The sequence below is a fragment of the Micromonospora sp. NPDC023966 genome (genome assembly GCF_040639095.1).
In the GTDB taxonomy this organism is placed as follows: Bacteria; Actinomycetota; Actinomycetes; order Mycobacteriales; family Micromonosporaceae; genus Micromonospora.
This window is the reverse complement of record NZ_JBEZZJ010000048.1, coordinates 25,413-45,002: the sequence shown is the minus strand read 5'-3', so window position 1 is coordinate 45,002 and position 19,590 is coordinate 25,413. Positions and strand designations below refer to the sequence as shown.

General features: G+C 72.1%; 14 protein-coding genes and 3 pseudogenes. 12 read left to right on the top strand and 5 right to left on the bottom strand.

From position 1 onward, the window contains the following. Together AB0F68_RS33000 and AB0F68_RS32995 are read right to left on the bottom strand one after the other, a co-directional pair. A pseudogene (locus tag AB0F68_RS33000) lies at nucleotides 1-90 on the bottom strand (sigma factor-like helix-turn-helix DNA-binding protein); the annotation flags it as partial. Nucleotides 91-244: 154 nt separating this feature from the next. Next, a pseudogene (locus tag AB0F68_RS32995) lies at nucleotides 245-1,033 on the bottom strand (ROK family protein); the annotation flags it as partial. Between the two features lie 568 nt (nucleotides 1,034-1,601). Between AB0F68_RS32995 and AB0F68_RS32990 the strand changes: the two are divergent. The 3 genes and pseudogenes from AB0F68_RS32990 (at nucleotide 1,602) to AB0F68_RS32980 (ending at nucleotide 4,957) form a co-directional block, all read left to right on the top strand. Then, nucleotides 1,602-2,704 (top strand): annotated as a pseudogene (locus tag AB0F68_RS32990) (low temperature requirement protein A). Between the two features lie 97 nt (nucleotides 2,705-2,801). Beyond that, on the top strand, nucleotides 2,802-4,178 hold the full coding sequence (locus AB0F68_RS32985) for a glycosyl hydrolase family 18 protein (RefSeq protein WP_357345404.1): 1,377 nt from the start codon (nucleotides 2,802-2,804) through the stop codon (nucleotides 4,176-4,178). 236 nt (nucleotides 4,179-4,414) lie between these two features. Then, on the top strand, nucleotides 4,415-4,957 hold the full coding sequence (locus tag AB0F68_RS32980; protein WP_357345402.1) for an NlpC/P60 family protein: 543 nt from the start codon (nucleotides 4,415-4,417) through the stop codon (nucleotides 4,955-4,957). Nucleotides 4,958-4,985: 28 nt separating this feature from the next. Here AB0F68_RS32980 and AB0F68_RS32975 read toward each other — a convergent pair whose 3' ends face one another. After that, nucleotides 4,986-6,119 carry a P1 family peptidase gene (locus tag AB0F68_RS32975; protein WP_357345410.1) on the bottom strand — a complete coding sequence of 378 codons (1,134 nt, stop codon included), beginning with the start codon at nucleotides 6,117-6,119 and terminating at the stop codon, nucleotides 4,986-4,988. A 136-nt stretch (nucleotides 6,120-6,255) separates the two neighbouring features. Here AB0F68_RS32975 and AB0F68_RS32970 point away from each other — a divergent pair, with 136 nt between their 5' ends. From AB0F68_RS32970 to AB0F68_RS32960, 3 genes are all read left to right on the top strand, one after another. Next, the gene (locus tag AB0F68_RS32970; protein ID WP_357345400.1) at nucleotides 6,256-6,906 is read left to right on the top strand and encodes a TetR/AcrR family transcriptional regulator; all 651 of its coding nucleotides are present in this window, start codon (nucleotides 6,256-6,258) and stop codon (nucleotides 6,904-6,906) included. A gap of 275 nt (nucleotides 6,907-7,181) precedes the next feature. Beyond that, nucleotides 7,182-8,681, top strand: coding sequence for an MFS transporter (locus AB0F68_RS32965; RefSeq protein WP_357345398.1), 1,500 nt, complete (start codon nucleotides 7,182-7,184; stop codon nucleotides 8,679-8,681). Between the two features lie 76 nt (nucleotides 8,682-8,757). Then, a complete protein-coding gene (locus AB0F68_RS32960; protein ID WP_357345396.1) occupies nucleotides 8,758-10,197 on the top strand; it encodes a hypothetical protein in 1,440 nt (479 codons plus the stop codon). Nucleotides 10,198-10,293: 96 nt separating this feature from the next. Here the strand turns inward: AB0F68_RS32960 and AB0F68_RS32955 are convergent, their stop codons facing one another. After that, nucleotides 10,294-11,766, bottom strand: a complete 1,473-nt coding sequence (locus tag AB0F68_RS32955) for a M1 family metallopeptidase (RefSeq protein ID WP_357345394.1) — start codon at nucleotides 11,764-11,766, stop codon at nucleotides 10,294-10,296. Between the two features lie 154 nt (nucleotides 11,767-11,920). Here AB0F68_RS32955 and AB0F68_RS32950 point away from each other — a divergent pair, with 154 nt between their 5' ends. Then, nucleotides 11,921-13,066, top strand: coding sequence for a hypothetical protein (locus AB0F68_RS32950; RefSeq protein ID WP_357345392.1), 1,146 nt, complete (start codon nucleotides 11,921-11,923; stop codon nucleotides 13,064-13,066). 22 nt (nucleotides 13,067-13,088) lie between these two features. On the opposite strand, the gene AB0F68_RS32945 is transcribed toward AB0F68_RS32950, so the two are convergent. Further along, nucleotides 13,089-13,748 carry a helix-turn-helix domain-containing protein gene (locus AB0F68_RS32945; RefSeq protein WP_357345391.1) on the bottom strand — a complete coding sequence of 220 codons (660 nt, stop codon included), beginning with the start codon at nucleotides 13,746-13,748 and terminating at the stop codon, nucleotides 13,089-13,091. 123 nt (nucleotides 13,749-13,871) lie between these two features. Between AB0F68_RS32945 and folE the strand changes: the two genes are divergently transcribed. The 5 genes from folE (at nucleotide 13,872) to galE (ending at nucleotide 19,589) form a co-directional block, all read left to right on the top strand. Then, a complete protein-coding gene (folE, locus tag AB0F68_RS32940; RefSeq protein ID WP_357345389.1) occupies nucleotides 13,872-14,468 on the top strand; it encodes a GTP cyclohydrolase I FolE in 597 nt (198 codons plus the stop codon). Nucleotides 14,469-14,497: 29 nt separating this feature from the next. After that, nucleotides 14,498-15,754, top strand: coding sequence for an FAD-dependent oxidoreductase (locus AB0F68_RS32935; RefSeq protein ID WP_357345387.1), 1,257 nt, complete (start codon nucleotides 14,498-14,500; stop codon nucleotides 15,752-15,754). A 10-nt stretch (nucleotides 15,755-15,764) separates the two neighbouring features. Further along, nucleotides 15,765-16,202 (top strand): MmcQ/YjbR family DNA-binding protein, encoded by a 438-nt coding sequence (locus AB0F68_RS32930; protein ID WP_357345385.1) that lies wholly within the window; start codon nucleotides 15,765-15,767, stop codon nucleotides 16,200-16,202. 422 nt (nucleotides 16,203-16,624) lie between these two features. Next, the gene (locus AB0F68_RS32925; RefSeq protein ID WP_357345383.1) at nucleotides 16,625-18,448 is read left to right on the top strand and encodes a glycosyltransferase; all 1,824 of its coding nucleotides are present in this window, start codon (nucleotides 16,625-16,627) and stop codon (nucleotides 18,446-18,448) included. A gap of 34 nt (nucleotides 18,449-18,482) precedes the next feature. Further along, complete coding sequence (galE, locus tag AB0F68_RS32920; RefSeq protein WP_357345381.1) at nucleotides 18,483-19,589, top strand: UDP-glucose 4-epimerase GalE; 1,107 nt, start codon at nucleotides 18,483-18,485, stop codon at nucleotides 19,587-19,589. Nucleotide 19,590: the final 1 nt, after the last annotated feature.

Here is a 19,590-nt window from a genome sequence, read left to right as displayed (position 1 = left end):
CCGCACGGCCGGCTCGGTGGACTGCAGGATTGCGGCGATCTGCGGGTACGGGTAGTCGAACGCCTCCCGCAACACGTACGCCGCCCGCTCCTGCGTGCGTCCGGGGCCGCCGCGCCTGCGCCGGCACCACGCGGGCGACCGGTTCGCGCGGCACACCGCCGTCGCGCAGCAGCCGGGCCATCGGCAGGGTGGCCGCGCCCATCGCGACCGCGTCCGGTCCGAGCCGGCACAGCTCGATCGAGGTCTGGGCGTACGGCTGGCGCAGCGCGTGCCGCGCGGTGACCTCGCGGATCTGCGGCAGGTAGCGCTCGCCCAGGGCCAGGCCGGCCCAGCCGCCGAGCACCACCCGCTCGGGGTTGAACAGGTTCACCAGGTTCGCCACCCCGGCGCCGAGGTAGCCGACCGTCTCGTCGAGCACCTTCGCGGCGGTGCGGCTGCCGGCGCGCAGCAGCTCACCGAAGGCGCTCTCCTCGTCGCCGCCGGCCGCCGGGCGGCCCCGGTTGGCCAGCCGGAACCGGTCGAGCACCCCCTCGGCCCCGACGTACGCCTCCAGGCAGCCGAGGTTGCCGCAGCGGCAGCGGCGGCCCCCGTACACGATGGTGGTGTGGCCCCACTCGCCGGCGCTGCTGTGCGCGCCGCGGTAGCCCACGCCGTCGGCCACCACACAGGCCCCTACGCCGGAGCCGACCAGGGCGACCACCGCGTGCCGGACGCCGCGCCCGGCGCCGAACCACATCTCGGCCTGGCCGAGGGTCTTCGCGCCGTTGTCGATGTGTACCGGGATGTCAGTGCCGGCGCGCAGCATGGCGCCGAGCGGCACGCCGTCCCAGCCGAGGGTCTGCGCGTGCACCACGGCGTCGGCGGTGCGCTCGACGGTGCCGGAGACGGCGACGCCGAAGCCGAGCACCGCCGCCGGGTCGACGCCGGCCTGCTCGATCACCGCGGCGAGACCGTGCAACAGGTGGTCGGTGACCTGCCGGGGGTCGGGCTCGGCGGCGGCGATCGGGTACTCCGCCTTCGCGAGGGCGGTCATCGCCAGGTCGAACAGCTCGACCTGCACCCGGGTCTCGCCGACGTCGGCGCCGACCAGGTAGCCGTAGCCGGGTGCGACCCGGAGCAGCACCCGGGGGCGGCCGCCGTCGGACTCGACCGAGCCGGCCTCCTCGACCAGGCCCTCGGCGATCATCTCGCCGACCAGGTTGCTCACGCTGGCCAGGCTGAGCGCGGTGGACTGCCCCAGCTCGTGCCGGCTCAGCGGGCCGTCCAGCCAGATCCGGGTGAGCAGGACCGACCGGTTGGCCCGACGCATGTCGCGCACGGTGGTGCGTCTGGCGTCCATGTCCGCCTACCTCTCCGGTCACCACCGCGGCGACCCGCCCCGGATACGTCACCCAAGGTTAATGCGATGAACCAAGCAGTGAAGAACCCGGGCCGCCGCCCGCCACGGCCCGGGTTCCGCGTTCGGCCGATCACGGCGGTGGGCGTCGGTTAGCTTGGGCCTTGGGGCGGCGCCGGCCGGCCCCGGGGCATGGTCCCTCGGCGCCGCGAGATCAAGAAGGCCTGCTGTGACGGATGGCGGACGTCGGCCCATAACGCGAACCATGATGGCGGGATCCCGATCGGATCTGCTGGAGCTGTTCTTCGATCTCGCGCTCATCGCCAGCCTGGCCCTGACGTCGGAGAAGATGGCCGGCAACGGCTGGACGGGCCTGGCACAGTCCCTGCTGACCCTGTCGACGCTGTGGGCGGTCTGGGTGACGACCACCTCGTTCACCGATCTCTACAGCCCGCAGGAGCGCCCCATCCAGCTGGTGGTGCTGGGCATCATGTTCGGCGGCATGCGATGTCGGCCGCCCTGCCGACCGCGTTCGGCGGCCACGGTCTGATCTTCGGCGCGACCTGGGCCGGCATCAACTGGACCCGGGCGCTGGTGCTCATCCCCGCGCTGCGCGGCCGTCCCGAGCGGGAGCGGCCGATCCGGGTCCTGTTCTGGACCACCATCTCGGGCGTCCTGTGGGTCGCCGGTGGCCTGGTCTCCCACCCCAGTGCCCGGCTCGCGGTGTGGCTGGCCGCGCTGGCCGTCGACTACGTGGCGTTCGGCTTCCGGTTCCCGATCCCCGGCCGGCCCCCGCTGCCGCAGTACGACGTGGTGCCGGAGCACCTGGCCGAGCGGTACCAGCAGATCTACGTCCTCACCCTGGGCGAGCTGATCCTCGTCACGGTCCTCGCCCTGAGCCACATACCGTTCAGCGCGGACCGCGTCTGCGCGTTCGCCACCGCGTTCGTGGCGGCGGTGCTGCTGTGGTGGAGCTACGCGCGCGGCGCCGGCGCCCGGCTGCGCGAGGCGATCGAGGGGGCCCCGCACCGGCACCGGCTGGTGCAGACCAACCCGTACGCCCACTGGCTGATGGTGGTCGGGGTGGTGGGCCTCGCGGCGGGCTTCAGCCGGGTCATCGCACAGCCCGGGGCACGGCCGTCGGCGAACCAGACCGCGCTCGTGCTGGGCGGCGTCGCGCTGTTCCTGATCGGCCGGGCCACGCTCGACCACGAGGTCCTCGGGCGCATCCCGCTCTCCCACGTGGTCGGCGTGCTCGCCGCGGTCGCTGTCGTGCCGGCCGCCCCGCGCCTGCCGAACCTGGTCCTGAGCCTGGTCGCCACGCTCGTCCTGTTCGGCGTCGCGGCTGCCGAGTGGGTCCGCCGGTAGCGCGAGGGTCCGGAGCCGGCCACTCCCTGATCCGACCGGCATTTACATTTAACAAAGTTAACTGATAACCTCCGGCGCATCGATGAGGAGGTATGTCATGCGACTTCGACGCGGGTTGACCGCACTGCTCGGCGGCGCCGCCCTGCTCGCCGCCACCGCCGCCCTGCCGGCAGCCACCGGGATCGCCGCCACCGCCGGTGAGACCGCGCTGGTGGCCTGCACCGGTGTCCCGGCCTGGGCCGAGGGGGTGACCTGGACCGCGGGCAGCCGGGCCACCTACGCCGCCCGCCTCTACCAGGCGCTGGTCACCCACACCCCGCCGGCCGGCGCCGGCTGGACCCCGCCGGCCACCCCGGCGCTCTGGTCCGATCTGGGCGCCTGCGACGGCGGCGCCCCGACCCCGAGCCCCACCACGAAGCCGCCCTCCCCCACCCCCACCCCCACGCCGACGTCGTCCCCGTCCCCCACCGCGACGCCGACCCCGACCTCGGCCCCGACCACGCCGCCGCCCGGCGGGACGACCTGCGCGCTGAAGTCCCGGCCCGCCGGCAAGGTGCTCCAGGGCTACTGGGAGAACTGGGACGGCGCGGCCAACGGGGTGCATCCCGGCATGGGCTGGATCCCGATCACCGACTCCCGGATCACCGCCCACGGCTACAACGTGGTCACCGCCGCCTTCCCGGTGATCCGCTCCGACGGCACCGTGCTCTGGGAGGACGGCATGGACGCCGGGGTGAAGGTGCCCACTCCGGCCGAGGTCTGCCAGGCCAAGGCCGCCGGGCTGACCGTCCTGCTCTCGATCGGCGGCGCGACCGCCGGCATCGACCTCGGCTCCAGCGCGGTCGCCGACCGGTTCGTCGCCACCGTCGTGCCGATCCTCAAGCGGTACAACTTCGACGGCATCGACATCGACATCGAAACCGGGCTGACCGGCAGCGGCAACATCAGCCAGCTCTCCACCTCGCAGGCCAACCTGGTGCGGATCATCGACGGGGTGCTCGCCCAGATGCCGGCCGGCTTCGGGCTCACCATGGCCCCGGAGACGGCGTACGTCACCGGCGGCAGCGTCACCTACGGCTCGATCTGGGGCGCGTACCTGCCGATCGTCAAGCGGTACGCGGACAACGGCCGACTCTGGTGGCTGAACATGCAGTACTACAACGGCTCCATGTACGGCTGCGCCGGCGACTCGTACTCCGCCGGGACCGTGCAGGGCTTCGTCGTCCAGACCGACTGCCTCAACACCGGCCTGGTCGTGCAGGGCACCACCATCCGCGTCCCGTACGACAAGCAGGTCCCCGGGCTGCCCGCGCAGACCGGGGCCGGCGGCGGGTACCTGAGCCCGTCGCTGGTGGCCCAGGCGTGGAACACCTACCGGGGCGGCCTCAAGGGCCTGATGACCTGGTCGGTCAACTGGGACGGGTCGAAGGGCTGGACCTTCGGCGACAACGTTAAGGCTCTCCAGGGCCGGTGAGGCCGCGCGGGGCCCCGCAGGCGCGCGGGGCCCCGCGTCAGCCCGGTGAGCCAGCGCCGGCCCCCCGGCGTGGTCCGCGTCGGTGAGGCCCCGCCAGGGATCCGCCCAAGGTGCGGCGAAGCCGACGGCGACGCGCGAGAGCCCTTGACAGCGAAGGACGTCTATTCTTTGCTGTTCGAGACGATAAATTCTCGGCGCTTCCTCAACTTGGGGCGTCAAGGCGGTAAGGAGTTGGCATGAGCATGAGAGGCGCTGCGCGAAGGTTCACTCGTCGGGCGGGTTCAATCATCGCGGTCGCCATCCTGGTGACTGCCGGTTCGGTTCATGTCGCCACCGGTCCCGCCTACGCGGCCGGCGTCCGGGCGAGCGTGGTGAGCGCGGCCAGGGCGTATCTCGGCACGCCGTACCGGCTGGCCTACGGCTGGACGTGTGGCACGGCGGCGGTGGACTGCGAGTGCCTGAACCGACACGCGATCTGGGACGGCACCTACGCGGCCACCGGCCGCGGGCTCCAGTTGAACTACTGGCTCCAGGGTCAGATCAATCAGGGCCGCCGCACCACCACCCCCCGCCAGGGAGATCTGATCTTCTGGGACACCGATCCCAACGACGGCATCCGCTACGGTGGCGACCTCGACCACACGGGCGTCTACATCGGCAACAACCAGGCTATCGACGCCAATGCCTACTACGGCTACGTCAAGGTCGACTCGATCACCCTGGGTGGCACCGAGCCGGACCCGATCTTCGTGGACGTGTTGACCCCGAACGGCTACTGACGCCGGGCACCGAGCCGGCCGGCAGTTCCTACGGTCGTCGGCCGGCTTGGACCATGGCGATCACCTGCTCCACGGGCAACGCCGACATCGTGTGGCCGTCCCGGCCGGTCATGTTCTCGTTGACGAACAGCGCGTTGAGGACAGCTTCTTCGACGGCCTGCACGACGGCGTCCAAGAAGCGGTCGATGAAGCTCCACGGCACGAACGACATCTCGTCCAGGCGCTCGCGCGTGGCCTGGGGGTACCCGGCGCGCAGCGCTCCCTCGTTGGCGGTGGAGAACGTCAGGAAGAGATCGCCGGAGAAGTGCGAACCGCTGGTGCCGGTACGAGCGAGTCCCAGGGGTACGCGCCGCGACAGCGCCTTGCACTGGCCCGGCAGCAGCGGCGCGTCGGTCGCCACGACGGCGATGACCGAGCCGGCACCGGCCGGCGGGCGGGATGCCTCCGCCACCTGCGACCCGTCCGGTAGCGCGCGACCCACGGGCACCCCCGCGACGACAAGTTCGTCACGGGCGCCAAAGTTGGCCTGGACCAGCACCCCCACCACGTACCCGCGGCCGGCGAAGGTCACCACCCGTGATGCCGTCCCGGTTCCGCCCTTGAAGCCGTAACAACACATTCCGGTGCCGCCACCGACGGAGCCCTGCGCCACCGGTCCCCCGCTGGCCTCCTGGATCGTGCGGGCGACGGCCGCCGGTTGGACGTGCGCACCGTTGATGTCGTTCAGGAAGCCGTCGTAGGTCTCGGCGACCACGGGTAGCATCCACCGCTGCGCCCGCTGCGGAACGTTCGACACCACCCAGTCGATCACCCCACGGTGCGCCGCACCGACCGCATGGGAATTGGTCAGCACCACGGGGAGATCCAGCAGGCCGGCCTCCTCGACGAACGCCGCTCCGGTCATCTCCCCATTGCCGTTGAGCACCGACGTCCCGGCAGCGCACGCCGAACCCACGCCCGCGCGTCCCCGCGGCAGGATCACGGTGGCCCCCGTCCGCACCGGGCCGGTACCCACCGTCAGGGCCCCGGAGCCCTCGACCAGGGTCAGCATGCCCACCTCGACTCCGGGCACGTCGGTGATCGCGTTGTGCGGACCGGGCTCCCCGAGCAGCGGAACGCCCACCTCACGGGCGGCCGCCTTCGCTGCTTGTCCGCGAACCATCGTTCGGACCCCTCCGGCGCCTCGATTCGTCGTGTGCGACGACAAACCTAACCGAGCTGAGCCGCGCCGCTGAGAGCGTGGCGGCATTGATAGCGTGAGCCGGACGGCGCAGCCGTCGGACGACCTGGGGAGACAGATGGCCCGTCCCAAGCTGCAGGAGCAACAGCGCGCTCACCTGGCCGCGGCGGCCCGTCGAGCGATCATCACGCACGGCCTGTCGCACGTCCGGATCCGGGACGTCGCCGAAGCCGCCGGCATGTCCCCGGGCACCGTGACCTACTACTACCGCCAACTCGACGACCTGTTCCAACAGGTCTACGAGGACGCCGTCGACCGCTTCCACCGGCAACGTGCACAGGCCATGCGGCAGCGGACCGATCCCGCCGGCAAGCTGCTCGCCGCGATCGACGCCGGCCTGCCCCACAGCCAGGACGACGAACTGTGCTGTCTGCTCTACGAGTTCTCCCCGCAGGCGCGGCGCCGGCCCGGCGACGCCACGCTCCGCCGCGGCCTCTTCGACCAACAGGCACAGCTGTACGCGGACCTGCTCACGGCAGGCGGTGACGAAGGAGCGTTCACGCTCGCGCTCCCGGCCACCGAGGCCGCCCGGAACCTCGTGGCGCTCGAGGACGCGTACGGCTACCACATCATCGCCGGCACTTCGGTCACTCGTGCCCAAGCCCGCGACTACCTGATCGGTTACGCCAGCTACGCGACCGGCACCGACCTGAAGCGGCCCGCACCGCCGGCCGGCGCCGCTCCGGCCACACGCGTCCCGGGGCGCTGACACGCATACCGCGCCACGAGAGGACGCCGCTGGGCTAACCTCTGACCGAGGGCCGCGGGTCTCCCCCAACGCCCCGAGCCGCTCTTCGCACGCTCCCGCCCGCCGCCGACCGGCGGGCCGGTGGCCGGCTCCCCCGGCGGCGGTGTCCGCCGACGGTCCGTTTCCACCCAGCCGTCTCGCCACGGTGACCCCTGCGCGCCGTCCCCGCCTCCGCGGCCGGTCGCCGCTCGGATCGCCGGGACGGACGCACCCGGGATGCACGTGCGAGGGCGCAGATGACAGTTCGACCCCACGGCCTGCCCTGGCGGTCCGGAGACTTCCGGCTGCTCGTCGCCGGCCAGACGGTCACCCAACTGGGCACCGACGTCACGGCGATCGCGTTCCCGCTGATCGCCGTGCTGCTCCTGGACGCCACACCGTTGCAACTGGGCGTGCTGGTGGCCGTGCAGAACGGCGCGTTCCTCCTGCTCGGGGTGCCGGCCGGCGTCTGGCTGGACCGGCGACGGCTCCGGCCGGTGCTGATCACGACCGATCTGGTCCGGTCCGCGGCGCTCGTCACGGTGACCGTGGCGGCCGCGCTGGGCCGGCTGACCCTGCCGCTGTTGATGGCGACGGCCGCCGTCATGGCGGCCATGCGGGTGCTGTTCGACATCGGTCACCAGTCGTACCTGCCGAAGGTGCTGAACCGGACGGATCTGCTGCGGGGCAACTGCACGCTGGAGACCGTCCGCTCCTCCGGGCAGGTCGCCGGCCCCAGCCTGGGTGGCTGGCTCACGCAGCTGGTGGGCGCGACCAACACCCTGATTGTCGACGCGGTGAGCTTCTTGGTGAGTGCCGCCTGCCTGGCCCGGATCAGGGTCCGCGAGCCGATGCCCCGGCAGCCCGCGCGGGCGGGCACGCTGCACCAGGCCCGGGAGGGTCTGGCCTTCGTCCTGCGGGATCCGGTGCTGCGCGCGATCGCCGCCACGAGCGCCCTGGTCAACGTGCTGTTCACCGCCGCCACCGCCCTGATCATCCTGTTCCTGGTCGACACGGTGGGCGTCGCGCCCGGGGCAGTCGGCGTACTGCTGTCCGCCGCGCCCGCCGCGGCTCTGCTGGGCGCCGTCACGGCCGGCCGGCTCGCCCGTCGCGTCGGCCTGGCCCGCGTCATCTGGCTTTCCGTCGCGGTGAGCAGCCCGTTCAACCTGTTGGTTCCGCTGACGGGCCGCGGCTGGGGCCTGGCCTTCTTCGTCGTGGGCCTGCTCGGCAGTGGCATCGGCCAGGTCGTCTACGGCATCGCCCAGACCACCTACCGGCAGGCGACCGTGCCCGCCCGGCTCCAGTGCCGGGTCAACGCCACCATGCGGTTCCTGGTCATGGGCGCGCTCCCGCTCGGTGGGCTGCTCGGCGGCGCCCTCGGGGAGACCCTCGGCGTCCGCCCGACCCTGCTGGTCATCGGCGTCGGCCTCGCCCTGGCGCCCGTCCCGCTGCTGCTGTCGCCACTGCGGCACGCGCGCGAGGTGGACGATCTGACGCCGCCGGCCGTAGGCGCGGCGACGACGCCGGCGGCGCCACGTCGGGCGAGCAGGACTGCCGCGACGATCACCGCCCGCGCCGCGGTCCGCCGCCCGCCTCGTCGGGCGGACGTCGCCGGCCCGGAGACCGGCACCACCTGCCGGGCGGGCGGCCCGGTTCGGCTGGGCCCGGGCAGTGCGGGGCGGGGCCCCGGCAGTGCGGGCAGTCGGGCCGGGGGAAGACCGGACCGGGGCCGCTCCCCGGGTCGGCGTCGGCCGTGATCCGGCCGGCCGGTCAGCCGCCGTCCGCCCCGGCCTGGTCGCCGATGGGCCCGCGGGATGCTGGCAGGATGGTCCGGTGGACCTGAACTGCGGCGCCGGGCTGCTGCACCGGCTGACGTCATACGTGCCGGACCGCGAGTGGGACGTGGCCGTGGGCGACCCACGCATCCGCCACGATCTCGTTCCGAACGATCCGGCCACCGTGCCGTCGCCGATGAAGGGCTACCCGGACGATCGTCCCGTCCTGGCTCTGCCGCGCGACCTCCCCGATCCCGGCATTCCGGCAACGGCGGTTCTCGCGGGCGTACCCGCTCCGGCGCGGCCGCTCGACGCGGCGCAACTCGGCCGCGTGCTCTTCCTCGGCGCCGGCGTCGTGCGGACCGCCGACCGCCAGGGCCGGCGCATCCTCTACCGCGCCTCCGGATCGGCGGGGGCACGTTTCCCCCTGGAGCTCTACGCGAGCACCCGCGGTGTCGCCGGGGTGCCGGACGGGGTGCACTGGTACGACGCGGCGCGGCACGCGCTCGTCCAGGTCGCCCCCGCCGCCGCCGGGGACGTCACCACGCTCGTGGTGACCGGTGTGCCCTGGCGGACCGGATGGCGCTACGCCGAGCGCGGATGGCGGCACCTCTACTGGGATGCCGGGACCCTGCTGTCCCAGCTGTCGGCGGCGGCCGCGACCGCCGGCCTGTCGCCCCGGCTACGCTCGCTTTTCCCCGACGCCACGGTCCGCGACCTCGTCGGCGCGGACGGGGTGCACGAATATCCGCTGGCCCTGCTGTCCCTCGGCGACGGCGAGCCGGCGATCGAACCCACCGGGCCGGCCGTCGCGGGCGTGCTGCCCCCGGTCGAGCTGCCACTGTGCACCGCCGCCCAGCGCGCCGGCGAGCGGGACGAGGTCGGCGCACCCTGGCCGGAGGCCCCCACGCTGCCCGACTTCCCGCCCTCCGACCCGCTCGACGAGGTGGTGCGCCGGCGCGGTTCGCAGCGGCGCATGGACCGGACGGGAACGCTGCCGCGCCATCTGCTCGAGTGGCCGCTGACCGCGGCCCTGCGTGGCGTGGCCGTGCCGCACTGGGTCGCCGTCCACGGCGTCGACGACGTGCCGCCCGGCCTCTACCGGTGGCCCGACCTCACGACGCCGCTGCGGGCCGGGAACCTGCGCGACGAGCTGCTCCGGATCTGCCTGGACCAGTCGCTCGCCGCCGACGCGGCGTACGTCGTCATCGCGGCCACCCGGTTGTCCACACTCGACGACCGGAGCTACCGGGACGCCCAGCTGGCCGCCGGGCTGGTGGAGGGCCGCCTGCACCTGGCCGCGTACGCGCTCGGTGCGGGCGCCTCCGGGATGACCTTCGTCGACTCGGAGGTGCCGGCTCTGCTGTCCGAGCCGGCGGACCTGGCGACGCTGCTTTTCACCTGCGTGGGCGTCCCGGCCTACCGGAGTCGCGCCGGCGGTGCCCCGGGCGCCCCGGTCGTGGTCCGGCCGGTCGTGCCCCGTCTCGGGAGTTCCTGACCGCAGGGTCGGCCGGCGTTGGCCGGAGCGGCCGGTTCGGGCAGCGCCGCGCGGGTGCTGCCCGAACCGGCCGCGATCAGTGCCGCGGAGCCAAGCTCAGGTGACGGTGATCGGCTTCGGCGTGGTCTTCGAGTCCAGCCAGGTGTTGATGAGCTTGGTGAAGTCGCGCCCGGTCTGCTTGTTCACGAAGGCGATGAACGAGGCCCGGTCCTGCTGGGTGTTGCGCTGTTCCTGCACCCAGGCGCGGGCCAGCGCGAAGAACGCCTTGTCGCCCAACTGCCGGTGGATCTCGTGGAGCATGGCCTCCGGGCAGAGGTAGACGTTGCCCTCGGCGAAGTTCTTCGGGTTGGGCTTGCCGGGCGGGCCGAGCTTCTTGCGCATGGCGGCGTCGGCGTCCCGCAGGTACCCGTCCAGGCTGGCGTCGCTGAGGTGCCGGGTCTCCTTGGTGTACAGGTCCTGGGCGTACTGGGCCCAGCCCTCGTTCAGCCACAGGTCGGTCCAGGTGGTGGGGGTGACGGAGTCGCCGAACCACTGGTGGGCGTACTCGTGCAGCAGGTCGCCGCCCCAGCGGTCCCGGCGGGCCTTGGTGTTCTCGATCTTCCGGCCCATCGTGATCATCTGCTGGGTCTCCATGCCGGACGCCGAGTCCACCACCACGACGCCACCGGAGGGGAACGGGTAGGGGCCGAACTTCTTCTCCAGCCAGGCCAGGTACTGGGGGGACTTCTTGAGGTACGGCAGCAGCTTGTCGTCGGCGCCCTTGCGGTACCAGTACGTCAGCGGAATGCCACGGGGGCCCTTCGCGGTCAGCTTCTGGAACTTCCCGACCGCGAGGGTGGTCAGGTAAGTCGCTACCGGGTCGGCGCTGCGGTAGGTGAACGTGTTGCCGGACTGCCCGGCCGGGGTGCCGCTGGCGATCGCCGACCAACCCGCCGGGACGGTCACCCGGATGTCGTAGAGGGCTTCGTCGGACGGCTGGTCGTTGGCCGGATACCAGGTGAAGGCCCCGAACGGCTCCTGCATCGTCCAGAGGCCACCCTCCTTGGTGACGGTGAGGCCGAGGTCCTCCACGTCCTTGCGGTGCGACGGCATCGGCGTCGTCTTCGGCCGGCCGTGGTACTTCACCACCAGCGTCACCGGTTTGTCGGCGACCACCGGGGCGGTGACGGTGAGCTTCTCCTTGGCCACGGCGCCGGTGACCGTCGCACCGTCCAGGGTCACCTCGTCGACCTGGTAGGGCATGAAGTCGAGGGCGAGGTTCTGAGCGTCCTTGGTGGGCCGGATCCGCAGGGTTGCGGTGCCCGTGAGGGTCTTGGTCGGCGGCGCCCAGTCCAGCGCCAGGTCGTAGTGCAGGACGTCCAGCGCGTCGGTGCCCCGGGCGGGGTAGATCCGGTCGGCCACCGGGGCGGAGCGCCCGGCCTGCCAGGCGGTGTAGTCGACTGCGGGGACGGTCGGGCTCGGCGTGGTCGTGGGGGCGGAGGAGCCGGCGGCCGGGGCGGACGGATCGGTGGTGCACGCGGTGACGAGCAGCGGTGCGAGGAGCAAGGTGAGTGGTACGCGGCGACGCATCAGCGCACCATACGGCAGAGATCCACTTCCGTGGGGGCCGCGTTGATTGGGACCTTTTGCCAGGAGATGCGGCGTTGCCAGCATGGCACAACCCGTATGGCCCGCCGGAGCTTTCCGCAGCAGGATGTAGGCAAGGCTCTGATGGGTGGTTCCCATGGTCAGCACCGACCTGGCAGTTCACGGTTTCCGTCACTTCCCCCTGGAAGCCCGGCGATCGGCCGAGGCGTCAGCGGAGGAGCGCGAACAACGCCTCCGGGCCGTCACCCGGAAGCGCAGCAGCAGGGCCGAGAAGGCGTCGGCCGAGGCGAGTCACCGGCTGCGGCGCCTCCTGGGCGACGACACCTGGGCGGACCTGCGGGACCTGATGCGACAGGAACGCCTGACTCTTCGTGACCTGCTTCAACCGCCCCGAGGGTTGACGGCGAGCTACGACGATGTGAACCGGGCCCGGCGGCGGACGGCCAAGGCGTTCCTGCGCAGCCGGGACGTCCGCCGTGAAGCGATCGTGGCGATCGCCGCCGACTACCACCGGGCGATCAGCGACGTGTTCGCCACCGACGAGAACGTCAGCCCCGGTTACCACCTCTCGAACAACCTCGACAAGTGGTTGAGCCTGTCGCCGTTCCACGACCGCGCGCTCCCCTGGGGCGTCTTCGAGCCGGACGACAGCGACGACCCGCACCGGTGGGAGGTGTTCCGGCCGCCCTTCTTCGGGTTCAACTTCGGCTTCGTCCCGGTGCACAACGACAACTTCGTCGTCGATCGCGTCCACACGCTGAACCCGTCGGTCGGGGACGTCGGCATCTCCATCACCATGGAGGACGGGGACGCGGGCGACTTCGACTACGCGTCCGGCGACGCCTTCAGCGCGATAGCCTTCGCGTTCGTTCCGCCGACGACCGGTCTGGTCGAGATCCTCATCGACGCGCAGTGCGTCGAGGCGACGCACCGGCTGGAGACGACGGACGAGTGGGGCTGGTCCAACTCCCACACCAGCCAGCAGAACTTCCTGATGCTCGACGTCCTGCATCCCAACGTGGCCGAGCCGTCGTACGCCGAGATGTCGAACCTCGACGAGACGACCGACGACGACGAGAGCTTCCACCAGGAGAAGCTGACCCGCGGCGCCCACTACTTCGCGCAGTTGTTCAGCGCGGGACCGGTGCCGGCGGGCCAGTCGGTGATCGTGTGCGCCGGCACGCGCTCCTTCGACAAGAGCGGCACCAACGACGTCTCCATCGACAGCAGCTCCGACTTCCGGTGGTACATCAGCTCGGTCGAGGTCCGCATCTCACCCTGACCGGCAGCGCGCCGAGACGCGGCTACCGGTCCGGCACGCCGTCCAGCCGGACGCAGCAGGCCCCGGGACGCGGCGCGAGCCGGGGCAGCAGGTCGGCACGTCCGGCACCGTCGAGCACGCCGGCGAGGAACGCGTGGTTGAGCCCGCACACCAGGGCGGTCTGCCGGCTGGCCAGGGCGTGGAACGGGCAGTTGCGCAGCAGCACATGGTCACTGAGCGCTTCGGGTTCGAAGCCCAGGCCGGCGAGCACGGCGATGAGGTCCTCGTCGGCGTCCCGCACCCGTGCTCCGATGTCCCGGCCGCGCTGCCGGGCGTGCCGCCGCGCCGCCTCGGGGGCGTCGTGCGGGTCGTCGGCGACCGCGTCGGCGAGGATCTCGGCGATGAGTTCGTAGCGCCGCTCGGGAACGGTGATCGCGACGCCGTCGCCGGCCGCCTCGTAGACCTTCGGCGTCCGGCCGCGCCCTCGGGGCTGGTCGGCCGGCGTCTGGTAGTGGGCCCGCAACAGCCCGGACTCGACGAGCTTGTCGAGGTGGAAAGCGGTGAGGTTGCGGGACATGGCGTGCGCCTCGGCCGCCTCCTCGCGGGTGACCGGGTGGTCGGCCCGGCACACGTAGTCGTACAGCGCCCGTCGGGACCGGTCGACGAGAGCGGCCATCGCGCTCCAACGCTCCCCCGTGCTCACAGTCCGGAGGTTATCACCAACGAAGGCTATTGAAATTCCGGTCGCGCTGGGGCAGCATGATCGATAACACCAATGAGCGCTGGCGAAAATCCCGCTCGGTGCAGCAGACGAGGAGAGCTCCTGATGGGTGTCACCGCACTGCGCGTGCAGCACCAGCGCCCCCGCCGCGACCCGGCGGCGGCCGAACGGGCGGCGGCGGAGTTCCTGGCCGCGCTCGGCGTGGACCTCTCCGCCGACGGGCTCGCCGACACCCCGGGCCGTATGGCCCGCGCCTACGCCGAACTACTCACCCCACGCGAGTTCCAGCTGACCACCTTCGACAACGACGAAGGCTACGACGAGCTGGTGCTGGCCCGGGGCATTCCGATCCGGTCGGTCTGCGAACACCACCTGCTGCCGTTCGTCGGCGTCGCGCACGTCGGCTACCTGCCCGGCGAACGCATCCTGGGGCTGTCCAAACTGGCCCGGGTGGTGGAACTGTTCGCTCACGGGCCGCAGGTCCAGGAGCGCCTCACCAAACAGATCGCCGACTGGCTGACCAGCCAGCTCCGCCCACGCGGGGTCGGCGTCGTCATCGAAGCCGAACACCTGTGCATGACGCTGCGCGGCGTCCAGGCCGTGGGCAGCAGCACCATCACGTCCACCCTGCTCGGCACCCTGCGCGACGACCACCGCTCGCGCGCCGAGTTCTTCACCCTGGCCCGGGTCGGCCCCCGCTGATCGCCGTACCCCCGAAAGGAGCTGGACCGATGTCGAAGACCGGCACGTTCGTGATCGTGGGAGCCGGGCTCGCCGGCGCGCGGGCCGCGCAGACGCTGCGGGAGGAGGGCTTCGACGGCGGCATCGTCGTGATCGGCGACGAGCCCGAGCGACCGTACGAGCGGCCACCACTGTCCAAGGGCCTGCTGACCGGCGGCGCCGAACCGGACAGCGTGTTCGTGCACGAGGCCGGGTGGTACGCCGAGCACGACGTCGACCTGCGCACCACCGCCCGCGCCGTCGCCGTCGACCGTTCCGCGGGCGAGGTCCGGCTCGCCGACGGCCGGCACGTCCGGTACGACAAGCTGCTGCTGGCCACCGGCGCTGCGCCCCGCCACCTCGCGGTACCCGGCGTCGACCTGGACGGGGTGCTGCGGCTGCGCACCCTCGCCGACAGCCGGCGGATCGCCGCGGCGCTGGTCGACGGCGCGCACCTCGTGATCGTCGGAGCGGGGTGGATCGGCCTGGAGGTCGCCGCCGCCGCCCGGCAGCGCGGCGCCACCGTCGATGTCGTCGAGTCGGCCGCGCTGCCGTTGCGCCGGGTGCTGGGCGACGAGATCGCCCGGGTGTTCGCCAACCTGCACCGGGACCACGGCGTCACCTTCCACTTCGACACCGAGGTCCGCGAGGTCCGCGGCACCGGTCGGGTCTCCTCGGTCCTGCTGGCCGACGGCACGGAGTTGCCCGCCGACGCCGTGGTGGCGGCCGTGGGCGTGCAGCCGAACACCGAGCTGGCGACAGCGGCGGGCCTCACCGTCGAGAACGGCATCCTCGTCGACGCGTCCCTGCGCACCGCCGACCCGGACATCCACGCCGCCGGCGACGTCGCCAACGCCTACCATCCCGTGCTGCGCCGGCGCCTGCGCGTCGAGCACTGGGCCAACGCACTCCACGGCGGCCCCGCAGCGGCCCGCGCCATGCTGGGACAGGCGGTCAGCTACGACGACCTGCCCTACTTCTACACCGACCAGTACGACCTGGGGATGGAGTACGTCGGACACGCCCCGCCCGGGGCGTCCGACCGGGTCGTCGTCCGGGGCGACGTCGCCAAGCGCGAGTTCATCGCCTTCTGGACCGCCGGCGGGCGGGTGCTCGCCGGCATGAACGTCAACGTGTGGGACGTCGTCCCGTCGATCCGGCGGCTCGTCGCGGGCGCCCAGCCGGTCGACCTCGACCGACTGGCCGACCCCGACGTGCCGCTCGACGAACTGCAACCGGGACGGGGAACTGTCGGAGGGGCGGCGTAACGTCCCGGGCGTGAGCGATCCTGGCGACGTCCCACCCGAGATCCTCGACCGGCTCCGGCCCGTCTGCCTCGGGTTGCCGGAGGCCTACGAGGAACCGGCGTGGGTGGGCACCCGCTGGCGGATCCGTAAGCGGACCTTCGCCCACGTGCTCACCGTCGGCCCCGACCACCCGGCCGCCCACGCCCGTGCCGCCGCCTCGGACGAGCCGATCTGCGTGCTGACCTTCCGCTCCCCCGGCGACGAGATCGCCGCGCTGCTCGCCGGCGGCCACCCCTTCTACAAGCCCGACTGGGGCGCCGACGTCGTCGGCATGGTGCTCGACGGCGGGGTCGACTGGGACGAGGTCGGCGAGCTGCTCACCGAGAGCTACTGCGTCCTGGCCCCGAAGAAGCTGGCCGCGCTGGTCGGCCGACCCGCCGAGCCGGCGGTAGGACCGACGACGACATGATCGACCACTCGATGACGCGGCCGCGGACGATGACCGGCTGAACGAGTCGTCGAGCGCCTGCGGGCGCGGTCCTCGTCCCCGGAGGTTCCGCGGCACCCCGATGGTGTCCCCTATGCCCCGGTATTCGGGTTTTGGGAGTTTGCTCCCGCTAGCATCGCTTTAGTCGCTTTCGCGCTGATCCAGGACGCCTCCTGTCGGACAGACCTGGAACCACTGAGCGCCATGGCATCGATGCTGGTCGATATAGATACGGGGACGCAAGTGCACGTGCAGACTTCGGGGAATCGGCGAGCCGGCGGGCCTCGACGGACGGACGCACCCGGTAGGGAACACTCCGGTCGGCACCACTGCCCCGGCGAGGGCGTCCGGCGATCGGGAGGAGCGCCCGAGATCTGGGCCGGGCCGCGGGCACGGACCGCGGCATGAGCGCGCCGACCCGGCCAGCGCCAGAGGCGCTGGAAACGGAGATCCGGAATCTCTCGGGCGGCAACGTCCTCCGCGCCGGGCCCGGTGGACCGACCCTCGCGCCCGTCCGGCAGCTGCGCGCCACCCGGGCATCCACCTTCGTATCGACCCTGCGCCGGCGCGACCGGGTGGCGGTCGCCGGGCTGACCGCCGGCTGGGCGACCTGCTTCGTGGCCTTCTGGTTGTGGTGGTGGCAGCCCTCGCACCGCGTCGGCTGGGCGGGGCTGGCCCTGAACAGTCTGCTTCTGCTGTATCTGACCGGGCTGCCCGCCTACTACCTCCTCGCCGTCTCGCGATTCCGGCAGGTCAATCCCGCGCTCCGCGTGCCCCGGCTGCGGGTGGCCTTTGTGGTGACCCGCGCACCGTCGGAACCCTGGTCGCTCGTCCACCGCACGCTCACCGCGATGCTGGCCCAGCGGTACCCCTACCCGTACGACGTCTGGCTCTGCGACGAGGACCCGTCCGAGCAGGCTCTGCGATGGTGCGTCGCGAGGGGGGTCCGGGTGTCCAGTCGGCGTGGCGTCGCCGCCTACCACCGGGCCACCTGGCCTCGCCGTACCCGCTGCAAGGAAGGCAACCTCGCCTACTTCTACGACCACTGGGGTTACCGGGACTACGACGTGGTGGCCCAGCTCGACTGCGACCACGTGCCCCAGCCGACCTATCTTGCCGCGATCACGCGACCATTCGCCGATCCCGCCATCGGCTACGTCGCCGCACCGAGCGTCTGCGACGCCAACAGCGCGAACTCGTGGGCGGCGCGGGGACGGCTGCACCGCGAGGCGACCTATCACGGCCCGGTCCAGCTGGGCCACAACCGCGGCCTCGCCCCCCTGTGCATCGGCTCGCACTACGCGGTACGGACGAAGGCGCTGCGCGACATCGGCGGTCTCGGCCCCGAACTGGCCGAGGACTTTTCCACGACGTTCCTGCTCACCTCCGCCGGCTGGCAGGGTGCCTTCGCCATCGACGCCGAGGCGCACGGCGACGGCCCGCTCACGGTCGCCGACATGCTGATCCAGGAGTTCCAGTGGTCGCGCAGCCTCACCACGCTGCGCTACGACCTCGCGCCCGATCACCTGCGGCGGATGGGCGCCGCGTTGCGGCTGCGCTTCGCGTTTCAGCTGTCCTACTACCCGCTGCTGGCGATCGCGACGGTCGTCGGCCTCGCCCTGCCCCCGTTCGCCGCGGTCACCGGGCTGCCGTGGGTCAACGTCAACTACCTGGAGTTCCTGGCCCATCTCGCCGCGGTATCGCTGTGGCTGCCGCTCCTGACCTTGCTGCTCCGCCGGCGGGGGCTGTTACGCCCCCGATCCGTGCCGGTCCTGAGCTGGGAAGGTGTCCTGTTCGCCCTGACCCGCTGGCCGTACGTCGTGTGGGGGGTCCTGGCCGCGACCCGGCTGAACGCGCGGCCCAGGCAGGTCTCGTTCAAGGTCACCCCCAAGGCGCGCACCGGCCTGGAGCCACTCCCCACCCGACTCGTCCTGCCCTATGCGGTGATCACCGTGGTGCTGTCCGCCGCCGCCCTGCTGGGCGAGCGGTCCACACACACGCCGGGGTACGTGTTCCTCTGCATCCTCGGCGCGCTCTGCTACGCGGCCGCGGGCCTCGCCGTGCCCGCCCTGCATGTGATGGAGGCAGCCCGGGCCGCCGGGCTGCGCCTACGGTCGGCCGTTCCGACCGCCGCCGGGCCCCTGCTCGTCGGCGTGGTGGCGCTCCTCCCGCTCGCCGCGGCGATCGCCGGCTACGCCGGCCCGGCGGTGCCGCTCCATACCCGATAACCCCGATGCGCGGACGCACCGGAAGGAGATTCCCATGTCTGGTCCGAAGACCGTCCTGGTGACCGGCGGCGCCGGCTTCATCGGGAGCCACACCTGCGTCGAGTTGCTCGAGCACGGCTACGAGGTGTGCGTCGTCGACAACTACGCGAACAGCTCACGAGCGGCACCGACCCGGGTCGAGAAGGTGGCGGGCCGTCCCCTGCTCGGCGTCTACGAGGCCGACGTACGTGATCCTCGAGCGCTCTCGGCGATCCTTGCGGAGAACGCCATCGACGCGGTCATTCACTTCGCCGGGCGGAAGGCGGTCGGCGAGTCGGTGGGTATCCCCGTCGACTACTACGACACGAACGTCGGCGGCACGACGAGCCTGCTGCGAAGCATGCGGGAGAACGGCGTGCACCGCCTGGTCTTCTCCTCGTCGTGTTCCATCTACGGGGAGGCGGCTCGGATCCCGATCGACGAGCAGGCCCCGCCCCGGCCGACGAACCCGTACGCCAGATCGAAATGGATGTGCGAGCAGATCATCGCCGACGCCTGCCGGCAGCAACCGCAACTGGCGGCCTATTCGCTGCGGTACTTCAACCCGGTCGGCGCACATCCCAGCGGGATGCTCGGCGAGGACCCCCGCGGCATCCCGCAGAACGTGATGCCCTATCTCATGCAGGTCGCAGTCGGCAGGCTCGAACGGCTGAGCATCTTCGGCCGCGACTACGCCACCGCGGACGGGACGGCGGTGCGCGACTACATCCATGTCATGGACGTCGCCCAGGCGCACCGCATCGCACTGGAGCGTCTCGACGAGGTGACGGGACTGGAGACCCTCAATCTCGGAACCGGCGTGGGGACGTCGGTCCTGGACCTCGTACGGACGGTCAGCGCGGCGTGCGGACGGTCCCTGCCGTACGAGATCGTCGGACGACGGCAAGGCGATGTAGCCACACTGGTTGCCGACCCGGGCGCGGCGGCCCGGAAGTGGGGCTGGCGCACGACCCGGGACCTCGCCGCGATGTGCCGCGACGCGTGGCGCTTCCAGCTGCTGAATCCCGCCGGACTCGACGACGACCTGACGGCACATGCCGCCATTCCGACCGCCCGATCGCTCGATACGCCGGATCCGACGACCAGGAGCCTGGCGAACTAGC

Bases quoted from the DNA above. Each gene is read 5' to 3' on its own strand.
- AB0F68_RS32950 (WP_357345392.1), top strand. From the start codon at position 11,921: ATGGTCAGCACCGACCTGGCAGTTCACGGTTTCCGTCACTTCCCCCTG.
- AB0F68_RS32965 (WP_357345398.1), top strand. From the start codon at position 7,182: ATGACAGTTCGACCCCACGGCCTGCCCTGGCGGTCCGGAGACTTCCGG.
- galE (WP_357345381.1), top strand. From the start codon at position 18,483: ATGTCTGGTCCGAAGACCGTCCTGGTGACCGGCGGCGCCGGCTTCATC.
- AB0F68_RS32985 (WP_357345404.1), top strand. From the start codon at position 2,802: ATGCGACTTCGACGCGGGTTGACCGCACTGCTCGGCGGCGCCGCCCTG.
- AB0F68_RS32975 (WP_357345410.1), bottom strand. From the start codon at position 6,119: ATGGTTCGCGGACAAGCAGCGAAGGCGGCCGCCCGTGAGGTGGGCGTT.
- folE (WP_357345389.1), top strand. From the start codon at position 13,872: ATGGGTGTCACCGCACTGCGCGTGCAGCACCAGCGCCCCCGCCGCGAC.
- AB0F68_RS32925 (WP_357345383.1), top strand. From the start codon at position 16,625: ATGAGCGCGCCGACCCGGCCAGCGCCAGAGGCGCTGGAAACGGAGATC.
- AB0F68_RS32935 (WP_357345387.1), top strand. From the start codon at position 14,498: ATGTCGAAGACCGGCACGTTCGTGATCGTGGGAGCCGGGCTCGCCGGC.
- AB0F68_RS32980 (WP_357345402.1), top strand. From the start codon at position 4,415: ATGAGCATGAGAGGCGCTGCGCGAAGGTTCACTCGTCGGGCGGGTTCA.
- AB0F68_RS32970 (WP_357345400.1), top strand. From the start codon at position 6,256: ATGGCCCGTCCCAAGCTGCAGGAGCAACAGCGCGCTCACCTGGCCGCG.
- AB0F68_RS32955 (WP_357345394.1), bottom strand. From the start codon at position 11,766: ATGCGTCGCCGCGTACCACTCACCTTGCTCCTCGCACCGCTGCTCGTC.